Origin of the sequence: Streptomyces sp. NPDC048650 (assembly GCF_043199095.1) — a bacterium.
Taxonomy (GTDB): domain Bacteria; phylum Actinomycetota; class Actinomycetes; order Streptomycetales; family Streptomycetaceae; genus Streptomyces.
This window is the reverse complement of sequence record NZ_JBICVM010000002.1, coordinates 486,015-505,184: the sequence shown is the minus strand read 5'-3', so window position 1 is coordinate 505,184 and position 19,170 is coordinate 486,015. Positions and strand designations below refer to the sequence as shown.

The 19,170-nt window shown below is 73.1% G+C and carries 18 protein-coding genes; 14 read left to right on the top strand and 4 right to left on the bottom strand.

Annotated elements, in window-relative coordinates; translation table 11 throughout:
- Positions 1 to 8: 8 nt before the first annotated feature.
- A complete protein-coding gene (locus tag ACGFML_RS08070) occupies positions 9 to 1,268 on the bottom strand; it encodes an amino acid deaminase/aldolase (protein WP_393541224.1) in 1,260 nt (419 codons plus the stop codon).
- 203 nt (positions 1,269 to 1,471) lie between these two features.
- On the opposite strand from ACGFML_RS08070, the gene ACGFML_RS08065 reads away from it, so the two are divergent.
- Both ACGFML_RS08065 and mycP read left to right on the top strand, forming a co-directional pair.
- Entirely contained in the window at positions 1,472 to 2,815 is a 1,344-nt protein-coding gene (locus ACGFML_RS08065) for a hypothetical protein (protein ID WP_393541222.1), read from the top strand.
- On the top strand, positions 2,812 to 3,978 hold the full coding sequence (gene mycP / locus ACGFML_RS08060) for a type VII secretion-associated serine protease mycosin (protein ID WP_393541220.1): 1,167 nt from the start codon (positions 2,812 to 2,814) through the stop codon (positions 3,976 to 3,978). The genes ACGFML_RS08065 and mycP overlap by 4 nt, the downstream gene beginning before the upstream one ends.
- A gap of 37 nt (positions 3,979 to 4,015) precedes the next feature.
- Here the strand turns inward: mycP and ACGFML_RS08055 are convergent, their stop codons facing one another.
- Complete coding sequence (locus ACGFML_RS08055) at positions 4,016 to 4,513, bottom strand: VOC family protein (protein WP_393541218.1); 498 nt, start codon at positions 4,511 to 4,513, stop codon at positions 4,016 to 4,018.
- A gap of 175 nt (positions 4,514 to 4,688) precedes the next feature.
- Between ACGFML_RS08055 and ACGFML_RS08050 the strand changes: the two genes are divergently transcribed.
- Both ACGFML_RS08050 and ACGFML_RS08045 read left to right on the top strand, forming a co-directional pair.
- Positions 4,689 to 5,420 carry an SseB family protein gene (locus ACGFML_RS08050; RefSeq protein ID WP_393541216.1) on the top strand — a complete coding sequence of 244 codons (732 nt, stop codon included), beginning with the start codon at positions 4,689 to 4,691 and terminating at the stop codon, positions 5,418 to 5,420.
- A 75-nt stretch (positions 5,421 to 5,495) separates the two neighbouring features.
- Positions 5,496 to 6,245, top strand: a complete 750-nt coding sequence (locus ACGFML_RS08045; protein WP_393541214.1) for an MIP family channel protein — start codon at positions 5,496 to 5,498, stop codon at positions 6,243 to 6,245.
- 76 nt (positions 6,246 to 6,321) lie between these two features.
- On the opposite strand, the gene ACGFML_RS08040 is transcribed toward ACGFML_RS08045, so the two are convergent.
- Positions 6,322 to 6,723 (bottom strand): DUF1844 domain-containing protein, encoded by a 402-nt coding sequence (locus ACGFML_RS08040; protein ID WP_393541212.1) that lies wholly within the window; start codon positions 6,721 to 6,723, stop codon positions 6,322 to 6,324.
- Between the two features lie 324 nt (positions 6,724 to 7,047).
- Here ACGFML_RS08040 and infC point away from each other — a divergent pair, with 324 nt between their 5' ends.
- The 10 genes from infC to ACGFML_RS07990 all read left to right on the top strand — a co-directional run bounded on the left by infC (position 7,048) and on the right by ACGFML_RS07990 (position 18,062).
- Positions 7,048 to 7,773, top strand: coding sequence for a translation initiation factor IF-3 (gene infC / locus ACGFML_RS08035; protein WP_393541210.1), 726 nt, complete (start codon positions 7,048 to 7,050; stop codon positions 7,771 to 7,773).
- Positions 7,774 to 7,895: 122 nt separating this feature from the next.
- Positions 7,896 to 8,090, top strand: a complete 195-nt coding sequence (gene rpmI / locus ACGFML_RS08030) for a 50S ribosomal protein L35 (protein WP_006607578.1) — start codon at positions 7,896 to 7,898, stop codon at positions 8,088 to 8,090.
- A 105-nt stretch (positions 8,091 to 8,195) separates the two neighbouring features.
- On the top strand, positions 8,196 to 8,579 hold the full coding sequence (rplT, locus tag ACGFML_RS08025) for a 50S ribosomal protein L20 (RefSeq protein WP_393541208.1): 384 nt from the start codon (positions 8,196 to 8,198) through the stop codon (positions 8,577 to 8,579).
- A gap of 127 nt (positions 8,580 to 8,706) precedes the next feature.
- Entirely contained in the window at positions 8,707 to 9,561 is an 855-nt protein-coding gene (locus ACGFML_RS08020) for a TrmH family RNA methyltransferase (RefSeq protein ID WP_393541206.1), read from the top strand.
- A gap of 83 nt (positions 9,562 to 9,644) precedes the next feature.
- Entirely contained in the window at positions 9,645 to 10,790 is a 1,146-nt protein-coding gene (locus ACGFML_RS08015) for an ATP-binding protein (protein WP_393541204.1), read from the top strand.
- 155 nt (positions 10,791 to 10,945) lie between these two features.
- The gene (pheS, locus tag ACGFML_RS08010; RefSeq protein ID WP_393541202.1) at positions 10,946 to 12,097 is read left to right on the top strand and encodes a phenylalanine--tRNA ligase subunit alpha; all 1,152 of its coding nucleotides are present in this window, start codon (positions 10,946 to 10,948) and stop codon (positions 12,095 to 12,097) included.
- Complete coding sequence (pheT, locus tag ACGFML_RS08005; RefSeq protein ID WP_393541200.1) at positions 12,097 to 14,673, top strand: phenylalanine--tRNA ligase subunit beta; 2,577 nt, start codon at positions 12,097 to 12,099, stop codon at positions 14,671 to 14,673. Before pheS ends, pheT begins: the two co-directional genes overlap by 1 nt.
- A gap of 169 nt (positions 14,674 to 14,842) precedes the next feature.
- On the top strand, positions 14,843 to 16,048 hold the full coding sequence (locus tag ACGFML_RS08000; protein ID WP_393541676.1) for a PP2C family protein-serine/threonine phosphatase: 1,206 nt from the start codon (positions 14,843 to 14,845) through the stop codon (positions 16,046 to 16,048).
- A gap of 97 nt (positions 16,049 to 16,145) precedes the next feature.
- On the top strand, positions 16,146 to 17,483 hold the full coding sequence (locus ACGFML_RS07995; RefSeq protein ID WP_393541198.1) for a transcriptional regulator: 1,338 nt from the start codon (positions 16,146 to 16,148) through the stop codon (positions 17,481 to 17,483).
- A gap of 48 nt (positions 17,484 to 17,531) precedes the next feature.
- The gene (locus ACGFML_RS07990) at positions 17,532 to 18,062 is read left to right on the top strand and encodes an NUDIX domain-containing protein (RefSeq protein WP_393541196.1); all 531 of its coding nucleotides are present in this window, start codon (positions 17,532 to 17,534) and stop codon (positions 18,060 to 18,062) included.
- A gap of 30 nt (positions 18,063 to 18,092) precedes the next feature.
- Here ACGFML_RS07990 and ACGFML_RS07985 read toward each other — a convergent pair whose 3' ends face one another.
- Positions 18,093 to 18,350: a hypothetical protein gene (locus ACGFML_RS07985; RefSeq protein WP_393541674.1), complete on the bottom strand. Its 258-nt coding sequence runs from the start codon at positions 18,348 to 18,350 to the stop codon at positions 18,093 to 18,095.
- Between the last annotated feature and the right edge of the window lie 820 nt (positions 18,351 to 19,170).

The following is a 19,170-nucleotide window of genomic DNA, read 5'->3' as shown; positions in this document are numbered from 1 at the left end:
TCGCGCCCTCACAGAAAGGTGCGGCCCTCTCCCCGGTACGTCGGCACCGTGTCCACCACCCGGTCCCCGTCGACCAGCCGCAGCTGCGCGAACCGCTCGCACAGCTCACCGGCCTTGGCATGCCGGAACCACACCTTGTCGCCGACCGCCAGCCCGTCCGCGGCCGCCCCCAGCAGCGGCGTCTGCACCTCGCCGGGGCCCTCCTGCGGGTCGTAGCGCAGCCCCGCGGGCAGATACGGCTCCGGCAGCCGGTCCGCGCCCGCCACCCCCGACGCCGGATAGCCACCGCCCAGCACCGTCACCACGCCGGGCCCCGGGCGCCGTACCACGGGCTGGGCGAACAGCGCCGCCGGACGCCCGCTGAACGAACGGAAGTTGTCGAACAGCCGCGGCACATACAGCCCCGACCCGGCCGCGATCTCCGTGATCGCCGCCTCCGCCGCCGTGTGCTGCACGCTGCCGGTCCCGCCGCCGTTGACGAACTCCAGCCGCGGCGCCACCGCCCGTACCGCCCGCACCGCCTCCCAGCGCCGCCGCGCCAGCTCCTTGCGGGCCGCCGCCTGCATCACCCGGATCGCCCGGGAGAACACCGGCTTGCCGGCGACCTCGTCGCCCACCCCCGCCACATGCCCCTCGTACGCCATCAGCCCCACCAACCGGAACCCGGGGCGGCGCGTCACCACCCTTGCCAGCGCGTCCAGTTGAGCCGGCGCGCGCAGCGGCGAACGCCGGGCACCGACCCGCACCTTCCCGCCCATCAGCCGGTACGAGGTGTCCAGCTCCAGGCAGACCCGTATCTCCTCGCCGCCGCCCCGGTCCGGCCGGGCGGCGTCGATCAGATCCAGGTGCGCCGGATCGTCGACCATCACCGTCACCGCCGCCGCCAGCTTCGGGTCGGCGGCCAGCTCGGCGAACCCCGCCCGGTCCGCCGACGGGTACGCCAGCAGGACGTCGGTGAAGCCCGAGCGCGCCAGCCACAGCGACTCCTCGAGCGTGAAGCTCATGATCCCCGCGAAGCCGTCCCGCGCCAGCACCCGCTCCAACAGGGCCCGGCAGCGCACCGACTTGCTCGCCACCCGGATCGGCTTGCCCTGCGAACGGCGCACCAGATCGGCGGCGTTGGCGTCGAAGGCGGGCAGGTCGACGACGGCCAGCGGGGCGTCGAGGTGCGCGGTGGCCCGGTCGTAGGGGGTCTCCCCTGCTCGAACAGCGTGGAGAGCGCGGGGAGGGGCTTTGTCGCCATTCGCGTCGGCCGTGTACTGGGGCATGGCCGCAGCCTGCCAGACGCGGCTACCACTGGGTAGGGGGAGGGATCGCGACAGTCCGGTAGACGGGTTGGAGCGGTGACGGCGGCAGCCCGTACAGTATCGGCACGCGGCAACCGGCAGGTCAGCCGCGTGATGTCCGGATACGAACCCCCCTGCCCCGATTGCGAATCGGGGTCGGGGTCGCAGCGCAAGGGGGAGCGCGGGTGGGTACCGACGCTGATTGCGCAGACACGCAGCAGACGCCTCCCATACCCCCGCAGCCCCCGCACCGGCCCCCCGCGCCCCCTGCCCCCGCCGCTCCCGAGCAGGACCCGCAGACCACCGTCCTGCGCCCGGTGCCGGCCGGCCCCGCCGTCCCGCCGCCGGCCGCCCCGCCCGAGCCGTCCGTCCGCCGGCTCGCCGGGCCGATGCCCCCGCCGGCGGCACCCCCCACGGCCCCGCCGCACCCGGCGACCCCGCCGCCCGCCGCCGGCCCGTCTCTGCCGCCCCGCCCCGGCCACCCGCCCGCCGCTCCGGCTCCGGCGTCCCCGCCCGGCCGGCCCGCCTCGTTCCGCGACACCGCCGCCTTCCACCTGGCCCACGCCCAGGGGCTCTGGAACACCGGCCGCGATCGCGCCGACACCGCCGCGCCCGCCGCCTCCGCCGCCCCCGAGCGCCCGGCCGCAGCACCCCCCGCCGCCCCCGGAAACCGCCCGGCCGCCCCGCCCTACGGTCCGCCACCCCTTCCGCACCCGGCCGCCGGCCCGTACCAGGGCGCGCCGGCCGCGCCCCTGAGCCGGCCGCGCCGCTCCCGCCGGCGCCGCCTCGTCATCGCCGCCTGCCTCGTCCTGGGTATCGGTCTCCTCGCCGGCGCGGCGGCCGGCAGCTGGCTCACCGAGGGGCCGCAGGCGCCCCCCACCCCCGAGGCCGCCTTCGCCAAGGGCCGCGAGGTGTGGCACAACACCCCCGTCGACACCCTCTTCCCGCGCACCGTCGACGGCCTGGGCGTCGGCCCCGGCGGCTCCGACCGGCGCTGGACCCGGATCGCGGTGGCCCCCGACAGCACCTGCGCCAAGGGGCTCGACCCGGCACTGGCCAGGACGCTCGCCCCGGTGGGCTGCCGCCGCCTGCTGCGTGCCACCTACGTCGACGCCACCCGCTCCGACGTCATCACCGTGGGCGCCCTGACCGCCAAGGCCGACGCGTCCGGCATGCTGACGATGAACTCCCGCTTCAGCACCAAGAACCTGGCCGCCCGCGCCGGGATGATGCCCCTGCCGTACGCGGCCAAGGGCACCCCGGCCGCCGGCTTCGGCCCCGCCCAACGGGCCAGTTGGACCGTCCGGATCCTGACCGACATCCCGGTGGTCGTCTACGCCGTCTCCGGCTTCGCCGACGGGCGCGCCGTCACCGACCCGCAGCCCGCGGAAGCAGCGGTCCGGCCCGGCGCCACCACCGCGCCCGCCGAGTCCGGTCTCGGCCACGACGCCAAGGACCTGGCGGACCGCACCGAGGCCGCCTTCCGCAAGGCGGCCGGGATCCCCGGCCAGAAAACGGAGGAGCCGTGAGCCTCCCGACCCCGCTGCGCGCCGCCGCCACCGCTCTCGCGGCCACCGCGCTGGCCGTGCTGCCCGCCGCCCCCGCCCGCGCCGACACCGTCCGCGCCCAGGAGTGGTCCCTGCAGGCGATGCACGCCCAGACGGCCTGGCGTACGACCAAGGGTGCGGGCGTCACCGTCGCGATCCTGGATACCGGCGTGGACGCCAATCACCCCGACCTCGCCGGCCAGGTGCTGCCGGAGAAGGACCTGGTCGGCTTCGGTGCCGGGCCGGGCGACCGGAGCTGGGCCGACCACGGCACCGGCATGGCCAGCGTCATCGCAGGCCACGGCCATGGCGCGGGGCGTCAGGACGGGGTACTGGGGATCGCTCCCGAGGCCCGGATCCTGCCGGTCCGGGTGATCCTGGAGGACAAGGACCCGCAGCGCGAGCGGGCCCGCACCGACAAGGCCGGCGCCCTCGCCGACGGCATCCGCTGGGCCGCCGACCACGGCGCCGACGTGATCAACATGTCGCTGGGCGACGACAGCGAGACCGCGCACCCCGAGCCCCGCGAGGACGCCGCCATCCAGTACGCCCTCGGCAAGGGCATCCCCGTCGTCGCCTCCGCGGGCAACGGCGGCGAGAAGGGCGACCACGTCTCCTACCCCGCCGCCTACCCGGGCGTCATCGCGGTCACCGCCGTCAACCAGCAGCACGAGCGCACCGCGTTCTCCACCCGCCACTGGTACGCCACGGTCTGCGCCCCCGGCGACCAGGTGATCATGTCCAACCCGGACCGCGCCTACTACAACGGCAACGGCACCAGCCCCGCCGCCGCCCTGGTCTCCGGCGCCATCGCCCTGATCCGCGCCGAACACCCCGCCCTGAGCCCGGCCCAGATCAAGCAGTTGCTCGCGGCCACCGCCCAGGAGACCCCCGAGGGCGGCCGCGACGACGACTTCGGTGCCGGGCTGGTCGACGCGGCGGCGGCCCTCGAACGCGCCGCCGCCCTCAAGCCGACGCCGCAGAAGCCCAGCCCCGCCGCCTATTCCGAGCGTTACTTCGGCTCCGGTCCGGCCGCCGCCCCGGACGCCACCGAGCCCACCGCCTGGCTCCCGTGGACGGCGGGTGCCCTGGGCGTCGCACTGCTGGCGGCCGGCATCGTCATCTGGCGCATCCGCCCCCGGTAGCCGGTGGCCGGTGGCCCCTCCGAGGCAGGGTGGGGCGTCAGCCGAGACCGGAGGCCCGGTCCGGGAAGAAGTCGGCACCCTGGAGGTACTCCATCGCCCTGGTGAACTCCGGGTCGCCCAGGCGCCGTTCGAGCTCCTGCGGGCTCACGTCCTCCACCCGGGTCTGGATCCAGTACAGGTTGCCCAGCGGATCGCGCACCCGCCCGACCCGATCACCGAAGGCCAGGTGGGTGACCTCGGTGACCGAGGTGCCGCCGGCCGCGACGGCCTGACGGTGCACGGCGTCGGCGTCCTCGACGTAGAGGCGCAGGAAGCCCGGGGTCGGCGGCCACTCCGGCCGCGCGTCGAACATCATCACCACCGAGTCGCCGATCCGTACCTCCGCATGCCCGATGCTGCCGTCCTTGTTCGCGAGGCACGCCAGCTCCTGGGCCCCGAAGGCCCGCTTCATGTAGTCGATCAACTGGACCGTGTCACGGGAGATGATCCACGGCGTCACGGTGGCATAGCCCTGGGGAACCGGCTCGACGGACATCTGACTGCCTCCTGGGTGCGGGTGCTCGACGTGGTGTGCACGCTAATCCCCTTCTAGGACAGTTTCCGTCCGCTACGAGGATCCATGGGGCACGGCCCCCGCCGCTCCCCCCCCGCTCCCGCCCCGCCGCCGTACCGGGCACCGTGCCGAGCACGCCGCCCGTTACGCTCGCGACGTGCAGAAAAACATCCCCGACCCCGGCTTCTCCGACGACGACGGCTCGGCCGACCCGACCCTCGTCGCGGCCCTCGCCGCCTATGACCGGGACCGTGCCGCCGAGCCCCGGCTCCTGTCGGCCCTCGCCGGCGCCCGTGTCCTGGTGCCGGTGGTCGCCGTACTCGGCGAGGTGGAGACGGGCCCCGACGGCCTGCGCCGGGAGAAGACCAGCGACATGGCGGTCCCCACGCTCCAGGCCCCCGACGGCCGCCGCGCCCTGCCCGCCTTCACCGCCATGGAGACCCTCCGGCGCTGGCGCCCGGACGCCCGTCCCGTCGCGGTGCCGATGCGTCAGGCCCTGCTCGCCGCGGCCCACGAGAAGGCCGACACGGTCGTCGTCGACCTCGCCGGCCCGGTGACGTACCAACTGACCGGCGCCGCCCTGCGGGCACTGGCCGAGGGCCGGGAGACCGCCGACCCGCTGGCCGACCCGGCCGTCACCGACGCGCTGCGCACCCTGCTGGCCGCCGAACCGGCCGTCCTCGTCGCCCGCCTCGCGCCCTCCGACGAGACCGACGCGACCCTCGCCCTGAGCCTCGCCCCGGACGCGCCCGCCGCCGAGGTCGCCCAGCGCCTGGCGCGCGCACTGGCCACGGACGAGGTCCTGCGCGGCCGTCTGGTCAAGGGCCTTGACCTGGCACTCCTGCCGCCCGGAAGCGAGCGGGCCGACGACGCCCTCTACCGCCGCTGACCTCCTCGCCGACGGGCGCGTTCGCCTCCTCGGGCTCACTATGGGATGAGCTCAAGATCCACGCGAGGAGAGCTCATGGAGACCACGGAGACCCGCACAGTCGTATCCGAATTCCTCGGCACGCTGCTCCTGGTGTTCTTCGCCGTCGGCGCGACCGTGCTGGCGGGCGAGTACATCGGAAGCTTCGGCATCGCCCTGGCCTTCGGCTTCACGATGCTGGCGCTGGCCTACGCGCTCGGCCCGATCTCGGGCTGCCACATCAATCCCGCCGTGACGCTCGGCATGCTGCTGACCCGCCGCATCGCCCTTCGTCGGGCGGTGACGTACTGGATCGCCCAGGTCCTCGGCGGCATCGTCGGCGCGGCCCTGCTCTTCCTGGTCGCGAAGCAGGTGCCGGGCCTGCAGACGCACAACGCGTTCGGCACGAACGGCTGGGGCGACCGCTCGGCGGTGCACCTCAACCTCGGAGGCGCGTTCGTCGCCGAGGTCGTGATGACCTTCCTGTTCGTCTTCGTCGTGCTCGCGTCCACGCACAAGGTGGCCGTGATCGGCTTCGGCGGTCTGTCGATCGGTCTGGCGCTGGCCGCCGTGCACCTCATCGGCATCCCGTTGGACGGCACCTCCGTCAACCCGGCCCGGAGTATCGGCCCGGCGCTGTTCGCGGGCGGCGGCGCCATCACCCAGCTCTGGCTGTTCATCGTCGCCCCGCTGATCGGCGGCGCGTTGGCGGCCCTGGTGCACCAGGTCACCCACCCGCCCCAGGAGCCGTGGAACGTCGCGGACGAGGAAGAGGCCGGTGAGAACCGGCACGGCGAGCGGGTCTGAGCGCATCCGCAGACACGACGACGGGCCCCGGTCGTCGAACGACCGGGGCCCGTCGGTGCGCGCGGGTGGCCGGGGATCAGCCGTGGACGGGCCCGGTGTACTTCTCGCCGGGGCCCTGGCCCGGCTCGTCCGGGACGACGGAGGCCTCACGGAAGGCCAGCTGCAGCGACTTCAGGCCGTCCCGCAGCGGCGCCGCGTGGTACGAGCCGATCTCGGTGGCGCTGGCCGTGACCAGCCCGGCCAGCGCCTGGATGAGCTTGCGCGCCTCGTCCAGGTCCTTGTGCGCCGCGCCGTCCTCGGCCAGCCCGAGGTTCACCGCCGCCGAGCTCATCAGATGCACCGCGACCGTGGTGATCACCTCGACCGCCGGCACCTCCGCGATGTCACGGGTCATGTCCTCGAAGCCGGGGTTCACGGGCTCGGCTGCGTTCGCCGCGGCGGGCTGCCGCTCCGGCTGCTGCGGGGTCTGGTCACTCATGTCCTGGGGCTTCACTTCCTGCTGAGGGGATCGCCTCCAGCCTATGGCCCGCCGCCCCGGACCCTGCGGCCGGGAGTGTCCGCCCGCCCGTCCGCCGGGCTCTCGTTCGCACAGGAGTGGGTACTCCCTCTTGACTCGTGTATTCTGGGGTGACGACCGGCCGGACACGCATGTGACCGGCCCACAAGTGGAGGCTCCGATCTCCCACCCGCACCGACCTCAGGGTTGGCGGGTCTTCGGTCCGGCTGCGCCCCGCGGAGACTTCGCGGCGGTGTTCCTGATCCATTCCGGAGCCCCGCCTGTGTCCCGTCCGGGGCGTTTTGCATGTACCGGCGCGGTTGGTCACATCGAAACAGACGTTACGCGGCAGTCCGCCAGGCCGTCGCGTGGTGCTACCGAGGAGGATCCATCAGCGCCGAGCCCCGCATCAACGACCGGATTCGCGTCCCTGAGGTGCGACTCGTCGGTCCCAGTGGCGAGCAGGTCGGCATTGTGCCGCTTGCCAAGGCCCTGGAGCTTGCGCAGGAGTACGACCTCGACCTGGTCGAGGTGGCGGCGAACGCCCGTCCGCCGGTCTGCAAGCTCATGGACTACGGGAAGTTCAAGTACGAGTCGGCCATGAAGGCCCGTGAGGCGCGCAAGAACCAGGCGCACACGGTCATCAAGGAGATGAAGCTCCGGCCGAAGATCGACCCGCACGACTATGACACCAAGAAGGGTCACGTCGTTCGGTTCCTCAAGCAGGGTGACAAGGTCAAGATCACGATCATGTTCCGTGGTCGCGAGCAGTCCCGCCCCGAGCTGGGCTTCCGACTGCTGCAGCGGCTGGCGTCCGACGTGGAGGACCTCGGCTTCATCGAGTCGAATCCGAAGCAGGACGGCCGAAACATGATCATGGTCCTCGGTCCGCACAAGAAGAAGACCGAGGCGATGGCCGAGGCCCGCGAGGCGCAGGCTGCCCGCAAGGCGGAGCGCCAGGGTGGAGTTCCCGCGGACCAGTCCGTGGAGGAGCCCGCCGAGGAGCCCACCGAGGAGCACGCCCAGGCGTGATCCCCGAGGCGTAGCCCCGGATTCACGTCGGGGCACCCGCCCCGGACACCAACCGAAACATTTGACGCTCCCGCTTGCCGGCCCGGCCGGTGGGGGCGCCACTGACGAGGAGAGTACGGCGCATGCCGAAGAACAAGACGCACAGCGGTGCCAGCAAGCGCTTCAAGATCACTGGCTCCGGCAAGGTGCTGCGCGAGCGCGCAGGCAAGCGCCACCTGCTCGAGCACAAGTCGTCCCGTGTGACGCGTCGCCTCACCGGCAACGCCGAGATGGCCCCGGGCGACGCCGCGAAGATCAAGAAGCTTCTCGGCAAGTGAGTCCGGGGCGCCCCGCCGACGGCGGGCGCGCCAGGACCACGACCGGGACCCAATCGAATCGGGCCGCGTGACGACAACCGCGGCCCCGCTACAAGGAGTTAACAAGTGGCACGCGTCAAGCGGGCAGTCAACGCCCACAAGAAGCGCCGGGCGATCCTGGAGCAGGCCAGCGGCTACCGCGGTCAGCGCTCCCGCCTCTACCGCAAGGCGAAGGAGCAGGTCACCCACTCGTTCGTCTACAACTACAACGACCGCAAGAAGCGCAAGGGCGACTTCCGGCAGCTGTGGATCCAGCGCATCAACGCCGCTGCCCGCGCCAACGGCATGACGTACAACCGCTTCATCCAGGGTCTCAAGGCCGCCAACGTCGAGGTGGACCGCAAGATCCTGGCCGACCTCGCGGTGACGGACGCCAACGCGTTCGCCGCGCTCGTCGAGGTCGCCCAGAAGGCGCTTCCGAGCGACGTCAACGCCCCGAAGGCTGCCTGAACTCCGGCCTGACGACGTTGCGACGCGGACCCGCAGGCCCCGGCCTGCGGGTCCGCCGCATTTCCGGACCCGGCGGTCACCCCCGCCCGGGCCCCACGCACCGAACGAAAGAAGCGAGCCGCCGCCCATGGGCACCCCCGAGCTGATCTCCCCGCGTTCCCCGCGTGTCTCCGCCGCCCGGCGGCTGGCCCGCCGTGCCTTCCGCGGCAAGGAGCGCCGGTTCATCGCCGAGGGCCCGCAGGCCGTACGGGAGGCCATCGCGCACCGGACGGACGGGGAACCCACGCTCATCGAGCTGTTCGCCACCGTCGAGGCGGCCGAGCGGCACGCCGAGATCGTCGAGGCGGCCCGCGCGGCCGGAGTGCCGGTGCACCACGCCGACGACCGGACCGTCGCCGACATCTCGCAGACCGTCACCCCGCAGGGCCTGCTCGGCGTCTGCCGGTTCCTGGACTCGCCCTTCGAGGACATCCTCGCCGCCCGCCCCCAGCTGATCGCGGTGCTCGCCAACGTCCGTGACCCCGGCAACGCCGGTACGGTCCTGCGCTGCGCCGACGCCGCGGGCGCGGACGCCGTCGTCCTGACGGACGCGTCGGTGGACCTTTACAACCCCAAGTCCGTACGGGCGTCGGTCGGTTCGCTCTTCCACCTTCCGGTCGCGGTCGGTGTCCCCGTCGAGCGGGTGGTCGGCGGACTCAAGGGCGCCGGTGTCCGGATCCTGGCCGCCGACGGGGCGGGCGACCGCGACCTGGACGCCGAGCTGGACGCCGGCGCCATGGGCGGGCCCACCGCCTGGGTCTTCGGCAACGAAGCCTGGGGGCTGCCGGAGGAGACCCGGGCGCTGGCGGACGCGGTCGTACGGGTCCCGATCCACGGCAGGGCCGAGAGCCTCAATCTCGCCACCGCCGCCGCGGTCTGCCTCTACGCCTCCGCCCGCGCCCAGCGCACCGCGGGCGGGTGCCGCGCCGTTTCACCCGCCTGAGGGGTGTCCGGCGGATCTCCTGGCACATCCGATCCGAGCTAGTAGTGTGGCGTGCTCGGGGGCCCGCAAGGGGGGAACTGGGGATGGGTGTGAGGACTTCCGGCAGCACCGTCGCTGCCGAGGACGGCCTGCCGGGCGGGCCCGGACACGGGCCGTCGCCCGCTGCGGCCGCCGCCCCGGGACCCGGATTCGACCTGGACGACCTGCCCGACGGCCTGGTGGTCGCCGACGGCACCGGCCGGGTGGTCGCCTTCAACGCAGCGGCCGCCCGGATCACCGACATCGCCCCCCACGACGCCCTCGGCCGCCCCCTGGAGCGCGCCCTGCCGCTGCAGGACATCGAGGGGCGCTCCTGGTGGCAGCTCACCGCCCCGTACACCGGCCTCGCCATCCGCCGCGGCCAGCCCGAGCGCAATCTGCTGCTGGGCGGGCGCGAGGTGCTGGTCTCCGCACGCTACGTCCGCGGCCGGCCGACCGGCCCGGTGGAACGACTCGTGATCGCGCTGCGCGGCACCGAGGCGCGGCGACGTACGGAGCTGAGCCACGCCGAGCTGATCGCCACCGTCGCCCATGAACTGCGCTCGCCGCTGACCTCCGTGAAGGGCTTCACCGCCACCCTGCTGCAGAAGTGGGAGCGTTTCACCGACGACCAGAAGCGGCTGATGCTGGAGACGGTGGACGCCGACGCCAACCGGGTCACCCGCCTGATCGCCGAGCTGCTGGACATCTCCCGGATCGACTCGGGGCGACTGGAGGTGCGCCGGCAGCGGGTCGACATGATCGCCGCGGTGCGTCGGCACGTCCAGGCGCAGACCACCGCAGGTCAGCGGCCCGACCGTTTTCTGATCCGGATGCTGCAGCCGCTGCCGGATCTGTGGGCGGACCCGGACAAGGTCGACCAGGTCCTGGGCAACCTGCTGGAAAATGCGGTGCGCCACGGCGAGGGAACGGTCACCATCGAGGTCCGACCGGCAACGGACGCGACGACCACAGAGGGGACGACCGTCACCGTGAGCGACGAGGGCCCCGGTATCCCCGAGGAATCGATGAGCCGCGTCTTCACCCGCTTCTGGCGGGGCAGCAAGCGCGGCGGCACCGGTCTGGGCCTCTATATCGTCAAGGGCATCGTCGAGGCGCACGGCGGGACGATCACGGTCGGCCGGGCGCCCGCCGGCGGCGCACAGTTCCGATTCAGCCTGCCCGTCGCGACCCCGGCCTTCATGAGTTAGTGGGCGGACGCGGCGGGCGCCCCCAGGGGCTCGGGCCAGTCGCGTGGGCCGTCCCCCTTAGACTTGACCTTCGGCACCTTTGGCGCACCAGCATCGCGGGCGAGCCGAGGCAACGCGAGCCAAGCCGAGCCAGTCCACCGGAAGCACGGGAAGAGATGTCCGCACCCAATAAGTCGTACGACCCTGTCGAGGTCGAAGCCCTGAAACCGGAAGAGATCGCCGCACGGCTGGACGAGGCGCTGTCCGCCATCGCCGCCGCGTCGGATCTCGAGGAGCTGCGTGAGGTCAAGGCCGCGCACGCCGGCGACCGCTCGCCGCTCGCCCTCGCCAACCGCGAGATCGGCGCGCTGCCCCCGCATGCCAAGGCGGACGCCGGCAAGCGCGTGGGTCAGGCCCGCGGCCGCGTGAACCAGGCGCTCAAGGCCCGCCAGGAGGAGCTGGAGGCGGAGCGCGACGCCCGTGTGCTCGTCGAGGAGGCGGTGGATGTCACGCTGCCCTACGACCGCGTCCCGGCCGGCGCCCGCCACCCGCTGACCACGTTCATGGAGCGGGTCGCGGACGTCTTCGTCGCGATGGGCTACGAGGTGGCCGAGGGCCCCGAGGTCGAGGCGGAGTGGTTCAACTTCGACGCCCTGAACTTCCTGCCGGACCACCCGGCACGCCAGATGCAGGACACCTTCTTCGTCCAGGGTGGGGGCACCTCCCGGACGGAGCCCGGGGGAGGCACCCAGGGCGACGGGTCCGGCGTCGTGCTGCGCACCCACACCTCGCCGGTCCAGGCCCGTACGCTGGTCGACCGCGAGCCGCCGGTGTACGTCGTCTGCCCGGGGCGGGTCTACCGCACCGACGAGCTGGACGCCACGCACTCCCCGGTCTTCCACCAGATCGAGCTGCTGGCCGTCGACGAGGGCCTGACCATGGCCGACCTCAAGGGCACCCTCGACCACATGGTCCGGGCGCTGTTCGGCCCGGACATGAAGACCCGGCTGCGGCCCAACTACTTCCCGTTCACCGAGCCGTCCGCCGAGATGGACATGGTCTGCTACGTCTGCCGTGGCGAGTCCGTGGGCAACCCCGACCGGCCCTGCCGTACCTGCTCCAGCGAAGGCTGGATCGAGCTCGGCGGCTGCGGCATGGTCAACCCCAAGGTGCTCATCGCCTGCGGCGTCGACCCCGAGAAGTACAGCGGTTTCGCCTTCGGGTTCGGCATCGACCGGATGCTGATGTTCCGGCACAACGTGGAAGACATGCGTGACATGTTCGAAGGCGACGTCCGGTTCACCCGGCCGTTCGGGATGGAGATCTGATGCGGGTCCCGCTTTCTTGGCTGCGGGAGTACGTCGACCTGCCGGTGACGGAGTCCGGCCGTGACGTACAGGCCAAGCTCATCGCCGTCGGCCTCGAGGTCGAGACCGTCGAGCGCCTCGGTGAGGGCCTCAAGGGCCCGCTGGTCGTCGGACAGGTCCTGACCATCGAGGAGCTGGAGGGCTTCAAGAAGCCGATCCGCTTCTGCACGGTCGACGTCGGCGACGCCAACGGCACCGGCGAGCCCCAGGAGATCGTCTGCGGCGCGCGGAACTTCGCGGTCGGCGACAAGGTCGTCGTGGTGCTCCCCGGCGCCGTGCTGCCCGGCGACTTCAAGATCGCCGCGCGCAAGACGTACGGCAAGAAGTCGCACGGCATGATCTGCTCCGGCGACGAGCTGGGCATGGGCGACGACGGCACGCACGGGATCATCGTGCTGCCGCCCGAGTACGAGGTGGGCACCGACGCCATCGAGCTGCTGGAGCTCGTCGACGAGGTGCTGGACATCGCCGTCACGCCGGACCGCGGCTACTGCCTGTCGATGCGCGGTGTGGCCCGCGAGGCCGCCACCGCCTACGGCCTGCCGCTGCGCGACCCGGCGCTCCTGGACGTGCCGCCGCCGAACAGCTCCGGCTACCCGGTCAAGGTCTCCGACCCGATGGGCTGCGACCGCTTCACCGCGCGCACGGTCTCCGGCCTGGAGCCCGAGGCGCGCTCCCCACTCTGGCTGCAGCGCCGCCTGCAGAAGGCCGGCATGCGCCCGGTCTCGCTCGCCGTCGACATCACCAACTACGTGATGCTCGAGGTCGGCCAGCCGCTGCACGCCTACGACCGCGCCGCCGTGGACGGTCCGATCGGCGTCCGCCGGGCCACCGCCGGCGAGCAGCTGACCACCTTGGACGGCACCAAGCGGGTGCTGGACGCCGGGGACCTGGTCATCATCGACAACCGGGGTCCCATCGGGCTTGCCGGTGTCATGGGCGGCGCCCACACCGAGATCGCGGCCGCTGCCGCCGACCCCGAGACGGGTCGGCTGCGCGGCACCACCGACGTGGTGGTGGAGGCGGCGCACTTCGACCCGATCTCCATCGCGCGCACGGCCCGCCGGCACAAGCTGTCCTCGGAGGCGGCCAAGCGCTTCGAGCGCGGTGTCGACCCGGAGGCCGCGTCCGCCGCGGCACAGCGCACCGTCGACCTGCTGGTCCTGCTCGGCGGCGGCACCGCCGGGGAAGGCGTCACCGAGGTCGTCTCGCCCCGCGGACCGCGCACGATCACCATCCCCGCCGACCACCCGGACAAGGTCGCCGGCGTCACCTACGGCCGGGAGACCGTCACCCGCCGCCTCCAGCAGGTCGGTTGCGATGTCTACGGGAACACCGCCGCGCGGAACGCGTCGTTGGGCGGTGGCCGCGAGTCCGGCGGGAAGGACGAACTGGTCGTGACCGTGCCGTCCTGGCGGCCGGACCTCAGCGACCCCAACGACCTGGCCGAAGAGGTCATCCGGCTGGAGGGCTACGAGAACCTGCCCTCCACGCTCCCGCTGCCCCCGGCCGGCCGAGGACTGACGGAGCGTCAGCGGATGTACCGCAGGGTCGGCCGCGCGCTGGCCGGTGCGGGCTACGTCGAGGCGCTGAACTACCCGTTCACCGGCCCGGCCGTCCTCGACCAGCTCGGCATCGAGCCGGACGACCCGCGCCGCTCGGCGGTCACCCTCGTCAACCCGCTCTCCGACGAGGAGCCCGACCTCCGCACGACGCTGATCCCGGGCCTGCTGCACGCGCTGCGCCGCAACTACGGCCGGGGCACGCACGATCTGGCGCTCTTCGAGACCGGCCCGGTCTTCCGGGCGTCCGGTGACGAGAAGCCGGCCACCCGGCTGGTCGTCGACCGCCGGCCGACCGACGACGAGATCGCCACGCTCGACGCCTCTCTGCCGCAGCAGCCGCGGCGCGCCGCCGTGGTGCTCGCCGGGGGCCGCGAGCAGGCCGGCTGGTGGGGCAGCGGATACCCGGCCACCTGGGCGGACGCCATCGAGGCGGGCCGCACGGTCGCACGGGAGGCGGGCGTCGAGCTGATCGTCCGCCAGGACCAGCACGCCCCGTTCCACCCGGGCCGGTGCGCGGCGCTGCTCGCGCTCGTCGACGGCGAGGAGGTGCTCGTCGGCAACGCCGGTGAGCTGCACCCGCGCGTCATCAAGACGCTCGCGCTGCCGGAGCGCACCTGCGCGATGGAGATCGAACTGGACCGTCTGGAGCGGGCGGGCACCGGCCCGCTGCGCGCCCCGCGGATCTCGTCCTTCCCGGTCGCGACCCAGGACGTGGCGCTCATCGTGGACGACGCCGTCCCGGCGGCCGCCGTCGAGACCGCGCTGCGTGACGGTGCCGGCGAACTCCTCGAATCGCTGCGGCTGTTCGACGTCTTCACCGGCGAGCAGCTCGGCGCGGGCAAGAAGTCCCTCGCCTATGCGCTGCGTTTCCGCGCCGAGGACCGCACGCTGACCGCCGAGGAAGCCTCGGCGGCCCGCGACGCGGCGGTTGCGGCGGCGGTCGAGCGCACCGGGGCGCTGCTGCGCGGCTAGCCCACCAGGGCGCGACATCCCCGAGGGCCGTGCGGTCGCCGCACGGCCCTCGGGCCGTTCCGGCCCCACCGTCCTCACCCGATCGGGTGAGATGGCATCCATCGTCGCCGTACCCGCGCGCAACGTCGCAAGAATCATTGCGGTCGAGCTAGGGGGTATCGCCATCGGCATGATCCGGGCCAGGGCGAGCGCCGGCGCACACCCGGGTGCGGCGCGTGCCCGGCAGATCTTCCTTCTGGTGCTGCCGGGACTGTGGGTGGTCGGCGTGGTGGTCTGGGAGGTGTGCCGGCCGACCAGCGGCCAACTGCTGCAACTGCTCGCGGCCACGCCCGCCATCGCCTGCGCCGGAACGGGCCGCCGCCAGTGTGTGCTGCTCGGCGGGGGATGCGCGCTGCTGGTGCTGCTGCCCTTCGGCGCCGTGGAGCCCGCGGTCGGACTCGGCGCCCGGGCCACGACCTGCGGGGCGGTCCTCGTGGTGATCTGCGCGAGCTGGCTGACGGCCGGCCGACGGCGGCGGCTGCTGCGGGAGCTGGCCCGCACCCGCGAGGTCGCCACCGCCACCCAGCGGGTGCTGCTGCGCCCGCTCCCGCCCCGAATCGACGCGATGGTGCCGGCCGCCGCCCATCTCTCCGCGAGCGAGGGCGCCGTGGTCGGCGGGGACCTCTACGAGGTGGTGGGCACTCCGCACGGTGTACGTGCGGTGATAGGGGACGTCCGAGGGCACGGCCTGGCGGCCGTCGGCACCGTCGCGGCGATGCTCGGCAGCTTTCGGGAGGTGGCGCACGACGAGCCCGAACTGAGCGGTGTGCTGCGCCGGTTGGAGCGAGCCCACCAGCGGCATCTGCGGGAGTGGGCGCACACCGGGCCGGCGGCGGCCCCGGCCGCGGAGGAGTTCGTGACGCTGCTGCTGCTGGAGGTGTCCGCGGACGGTGCGGTGACGGCGCTGAACTGCGGGCACCCGTGGCCGTACCGGATCGGCTCCGGGGCGGCGGCCCCGGCGGTCGGCCCGGCCGCGGTCGCCGAACCCCTGCCGCCGCTGGGGCTCTTCCCGCTGCCCGACGAGCTGCCCGAGGTCCGCTGCGGACGGCTGGCGCCCGGCGAGGGGCTGTTTCTGCACACCGACGGCGCGACCGACACCAGGGGCCCGGCGGGGGAGTTCTTTCCGCTGACGCGGGAGCTGCGCCGGGCCGTGGGGGAGGGCGGCCGGCCGCCGGCGGGGGTGGTCGAGGATGTGCGCGAGGCCCTGCTGCGGCACTCCGGCGGGCGGCTGACGGACGATGTGGCGCTGCTGATGCTCTGTCACGGTCGGTCGGGGGCCCCGGCCGGGCCGGTGCCCCAACCGCCGCACCTCCCGCCCGCTTCACACCCCGTGTGAAGCGCGGTTCACTACGCTGAATTCGCGGCGTAGCGCAATCGACGAGGCCATGAGCCGCCGGACCGCCGGGGCGGGCCGGGCTGACCGGGAGGCCGGCATGGAGCCCAACACCCTGCTCGACGCGATCCTCGACGAGGCCGGTGTCTCGCACGCCGGTCTCGCGGCGCGTATCAACCAGCTGGGGCGGCGCCGGGGCCTCGCCCTGCGCTACGAGCACACCGCGGTGGCCCGTTGGCTGAAGGGCCAGCGGCCGCGCGGCCAAGTACCCGACCTGATATGCGAGGTCCTCGGCGAACGGCTGCACCGGCCGGTCGGGCTCGACGACATCGGTCTGAGCCGACCGGGCCTGCACGGCTCCTCGGGGACCCCGCTCTCCGGCTTCGTCGAGCGCGCCACGGCCCTGTGGCGCTCCGACGAACAGCAGCGGGCCCACGTCCTGGCGGCGCCCGCCCTCACCGGCACCTCGGCCGTCATACCGGTGTGGGAATGGGAGAACCCGCCCGAGGACTCCGACGTCTCGCGCGACGGGCTGACCCGGGTCGGCAAGGCCGACATCGAGATGCTGCGCGCCGCGCGGACCCACTACGAGCAGATGTACCGGAAGGCGGGTGGTATCGCGACCAGAGCGCGCATCGTGGGATTCCTCAACACCGAGGCGGCGCCGCTGCTGCGGGGCAGCTACAGCGATGCGACGGGGCGTCAGCTCCACCGGGCCACCGGGGGGCTGGTCGCCGTCGCCGGCATCTGCGCGTACGACTCGGACGCTCTCGGGCTGGCCCAGCGCTATTTCCATCAGGCGCTGCGGCTGGCCAAGGCCAGCGGGGACCGCGGCCTCGGCGCGTATGTCATCGCGCTGCTGGTCAACCAGTCCCTCTTCGTACGGGAATACCGCCAGGCGGTCGCCTTCGCGGAGGCGGCGCTGCGGGCCGCGGGCCCGCAGATCACCCCGGCGCTCTCCGCGGACCTCTACGCGATGCAGGCCAAGTCCTACGCCCGGCTGGGCGACGGCGCCGGCGCGCTGTCGTGCATCCGGCGTGCGGAGGCGGCCGCGGAGCGGATCCGTCCGGGCATGGAGCCGGCGGAGACGGGCTATGTCCAGCCGGGTCTGGTGAACGTACAAGTGGCGGAGGCGCTGCTCAGCCTCGGCGACCTGCGGGCCGCCCGGGAACAGGCGGACGCCGCCGTCGACACCCCCGCACACGACCGCGGCCGGGTCCACCGGCTGGCCATGCTCACTCATATCGAGCTGCGTCAAGGCGACGCGGACCGGGCCGTGGCCAACGCCGCGCAGATGACGGAGCAGGCTCGGGGCATGGAGTCGCAACGGCTGCGGGACCGGCTGCGGGCGGTGCGCGAGCACCTGGCGGCTACCGGGAGCCGCGCGACGGACGAGGCTGCCGATCTCATCGACGAGGTGTTGCGCGTTCCGCTGTGACCGGGCTCGTGTCACCTTGCCTGCTCAACAGCGGAAGGTGGCAGTTACGTGCGTTGGAACAATCTCAGCGAAAAGCCCGTCTATGCCAATCCCTGGTTCCGGGTCAATCTGGCCGATGTGGAACTGCCCGACGGCCGGCGCCTGGACCACTATCTGATCCGGATGCGGCCGGTCGCCGTGGCCACCGTCGTCAACGCGGCCAATGAGGTGCTGCTGCTCTGGCGGCACCGGTTCATCACCGACACCTGGGGATGGGAGCTGGCCGCCGGTGTCGTCGAGGACGGCGAGGACGTGGCGGCGGCGGCCGCGAGGGAGATGGAGGAGGAGACGGGGTGGCGCCCCGGCCCCCTCCGCCATCTGCTCACGGTGGAGCCGTCCAACGGCCTCACCGACGCGCGGCATCACATCTACTGGTCCGACGAAGGCGAGTACACCGGACTGCCCACGGACGACTTCGAGTCGGACCGGCGGGAGTGGGTGCCGCTGAAGCTGGTGCCCGACATGGTGGCGAGAGGGGAGGTCCCGGCGGCGAACATGGCCGCGGCGCTGCTGATGCTGCACCATCTGCGCCTGGGCTGACCGCCACCGGCCCGGCCCTGCCCGGTACGCTCACCGCCCGGCCGCCTGCCACACGGCGACCACCAGTGCCGCGAGCCCCGTGAGCGCGGCGAGGGAGGGCAGTGGCCAGCGGGTGCTCTCCAACCGCGTGACGCGGGCCTGCAGTTCGTCCGCGTCACGCGCGTGCTGCTCGGCGCGCTGGGAGAGCAGGGCCAGTTGTCCGTCGACCCGTGCGGTGCGCACATCGAGGCAGCGCCGCAGCTCCGCTAAGTCAGCGGTCACCAGGTCGGTTTCAGGGTGGGCGGTCACGGTGCGCATCCTCATTCCTTGTGCCGGGGACGTCGTCGTCCGTACGCCCTTCAGTCAACTGCGCTGCGGCAAAAGGCGGGAGCGTGTGCGGTGGGGCTCTACGGGTCACCGCAACACACCCCGTGTGAAGTGACGGTGGGTGAAGGCGTGCGGGCGATTCGCACGGGGTGTGCACCGCACGCGACGGGCGTGGCGTTTCACACGCTCCCGCCCCCGCCCGTACCGGGGTTGACTGAGGAATCACGGGGGCCGAAGCCGGCGGAAGGGCGCCTGCCGGCCCGGTGTTCGCCCGCCGGTTCCTTCCCCCGAGCGGCGGGCGAACGGCCCTCATGTGCCCAGGGCGCCCCAGTGCTGGTAGAGGCAAGGGAGACTCCGAGCGGACCCACCAGTAGAAGGCCCGAATGCTCCCGGGCCGGCTCGGTGAGTTCGTCCGGAGTCATGGTCTCGCCGGTCAGGGCGGCGACAAGCTGCGCCCCACGGGCACGGGCACTGTGGCGGCTCCACGAGGCGAGAGCGCGCAGGGCGGCCGGTACGTCGGGAGTGGGCACGTCGTGCTCGGCGGTGAGTCCCGCGACGTCGACAAGAACACTCCCCGGTACGTCCTCGTGCACCCGCCGCTACGACGTGGTCCCGGTCGGACTGCTAGCGTTTCGTGTGCCGAGGACAGGAACCGGCTACCTTCTCAGGACCCTCCTCGCGAGGGGCGCCAGTCCGCCTCGGAACAGGGAGGCCATGGGGTGGTTTCCTTCTCGCCCTTCGGGTACGGAACCGGCCACCTCGCTCTCCTCGCCGGGGGACTATTCGCAAGCGTGGACGGCAG

Coding starts and splice junctions, on each gene's coding strand:
- pheS (WP_393541202.1), top strand. CDS start 10,946: ATGTCCGCACCCAATAAGTCGTACGACCCTGTCGAGGTCGAAGCCCTG.
- ACGFML_RS08070 (WP_393541224.1), bottom strand. CDS start 1,268: ATGCCCCAGTACACGGCCGACGCGAATGGCGACAAAGCCCCTCCCCGC.
- ACGFML_RS08020 (WP_393541206.1), top strand. CDS start 8,707: ATGGGCACCCCCGAGCTGATCTCCCCGCGTTCCCCGCGTGTCTCCGCC.
- ACGFML_RS08045 (WP_393541214.1), top strand. CDS start 5,496: ATGGAGACCACGGAGACCCGCACAGTCGTATCCGAATTCCTCGGCACG.
- pheT (WP_393541200.1), top strand. CDS start 12,097: ATGCGGGTCCCGCTTTCTTGGCTGCGGGAGTACGTCGACCTGCCGGTG.
- ACGFML_RS08015 (WP_393541204.1), top strand. CDS start 9,645: ATGGGTGTGAGGACTTCCGGCAGCACCGTCGCTGCCGAGGACGGCCTG.
- ACGFML_RS07995 (WP_393541198.1), top strand. CDS start 16,146: ATGGAGCCCAACACCCTGCTCGACGCGATCCTCGACGAGGCCGGTGTC.
- ACGFML_RS08055 (WP_393541218.1), bottom strand. CDS start 4,513: ATGTCCGTCGAGCCGGTTCCCCAGGGCTATGCCACCGTGACGCCGTGG.
- rpmI (WP_006607578.1), top strand. CDS start 7,896: ATGCCGAAGAACAAGACGCACAGCGGTGCCAGCAAGCGCTTCAAGATC.
- infC (WP_393541210.1), top strand. CDS start 7,048: ATGTACCGGCGCGGTTGGTCACATCGAAACAGACGTTACGCGGCAGTC.
- ACGFML_RS08000 (WP_393541676.1), top strand. CDS start 14,843: ATGATCCGGGCCAGGGCGAGCGCCGGCGCACACCCGGGTGCGGCGCGT.
- ACGFML_RS08040 (WP_393541212.1), bottom strand. CDS start 6,723: ATGAGTGACCAGACCCCGCAGCAGCCGGAGCGGCAGCCCGCCGCGGCG.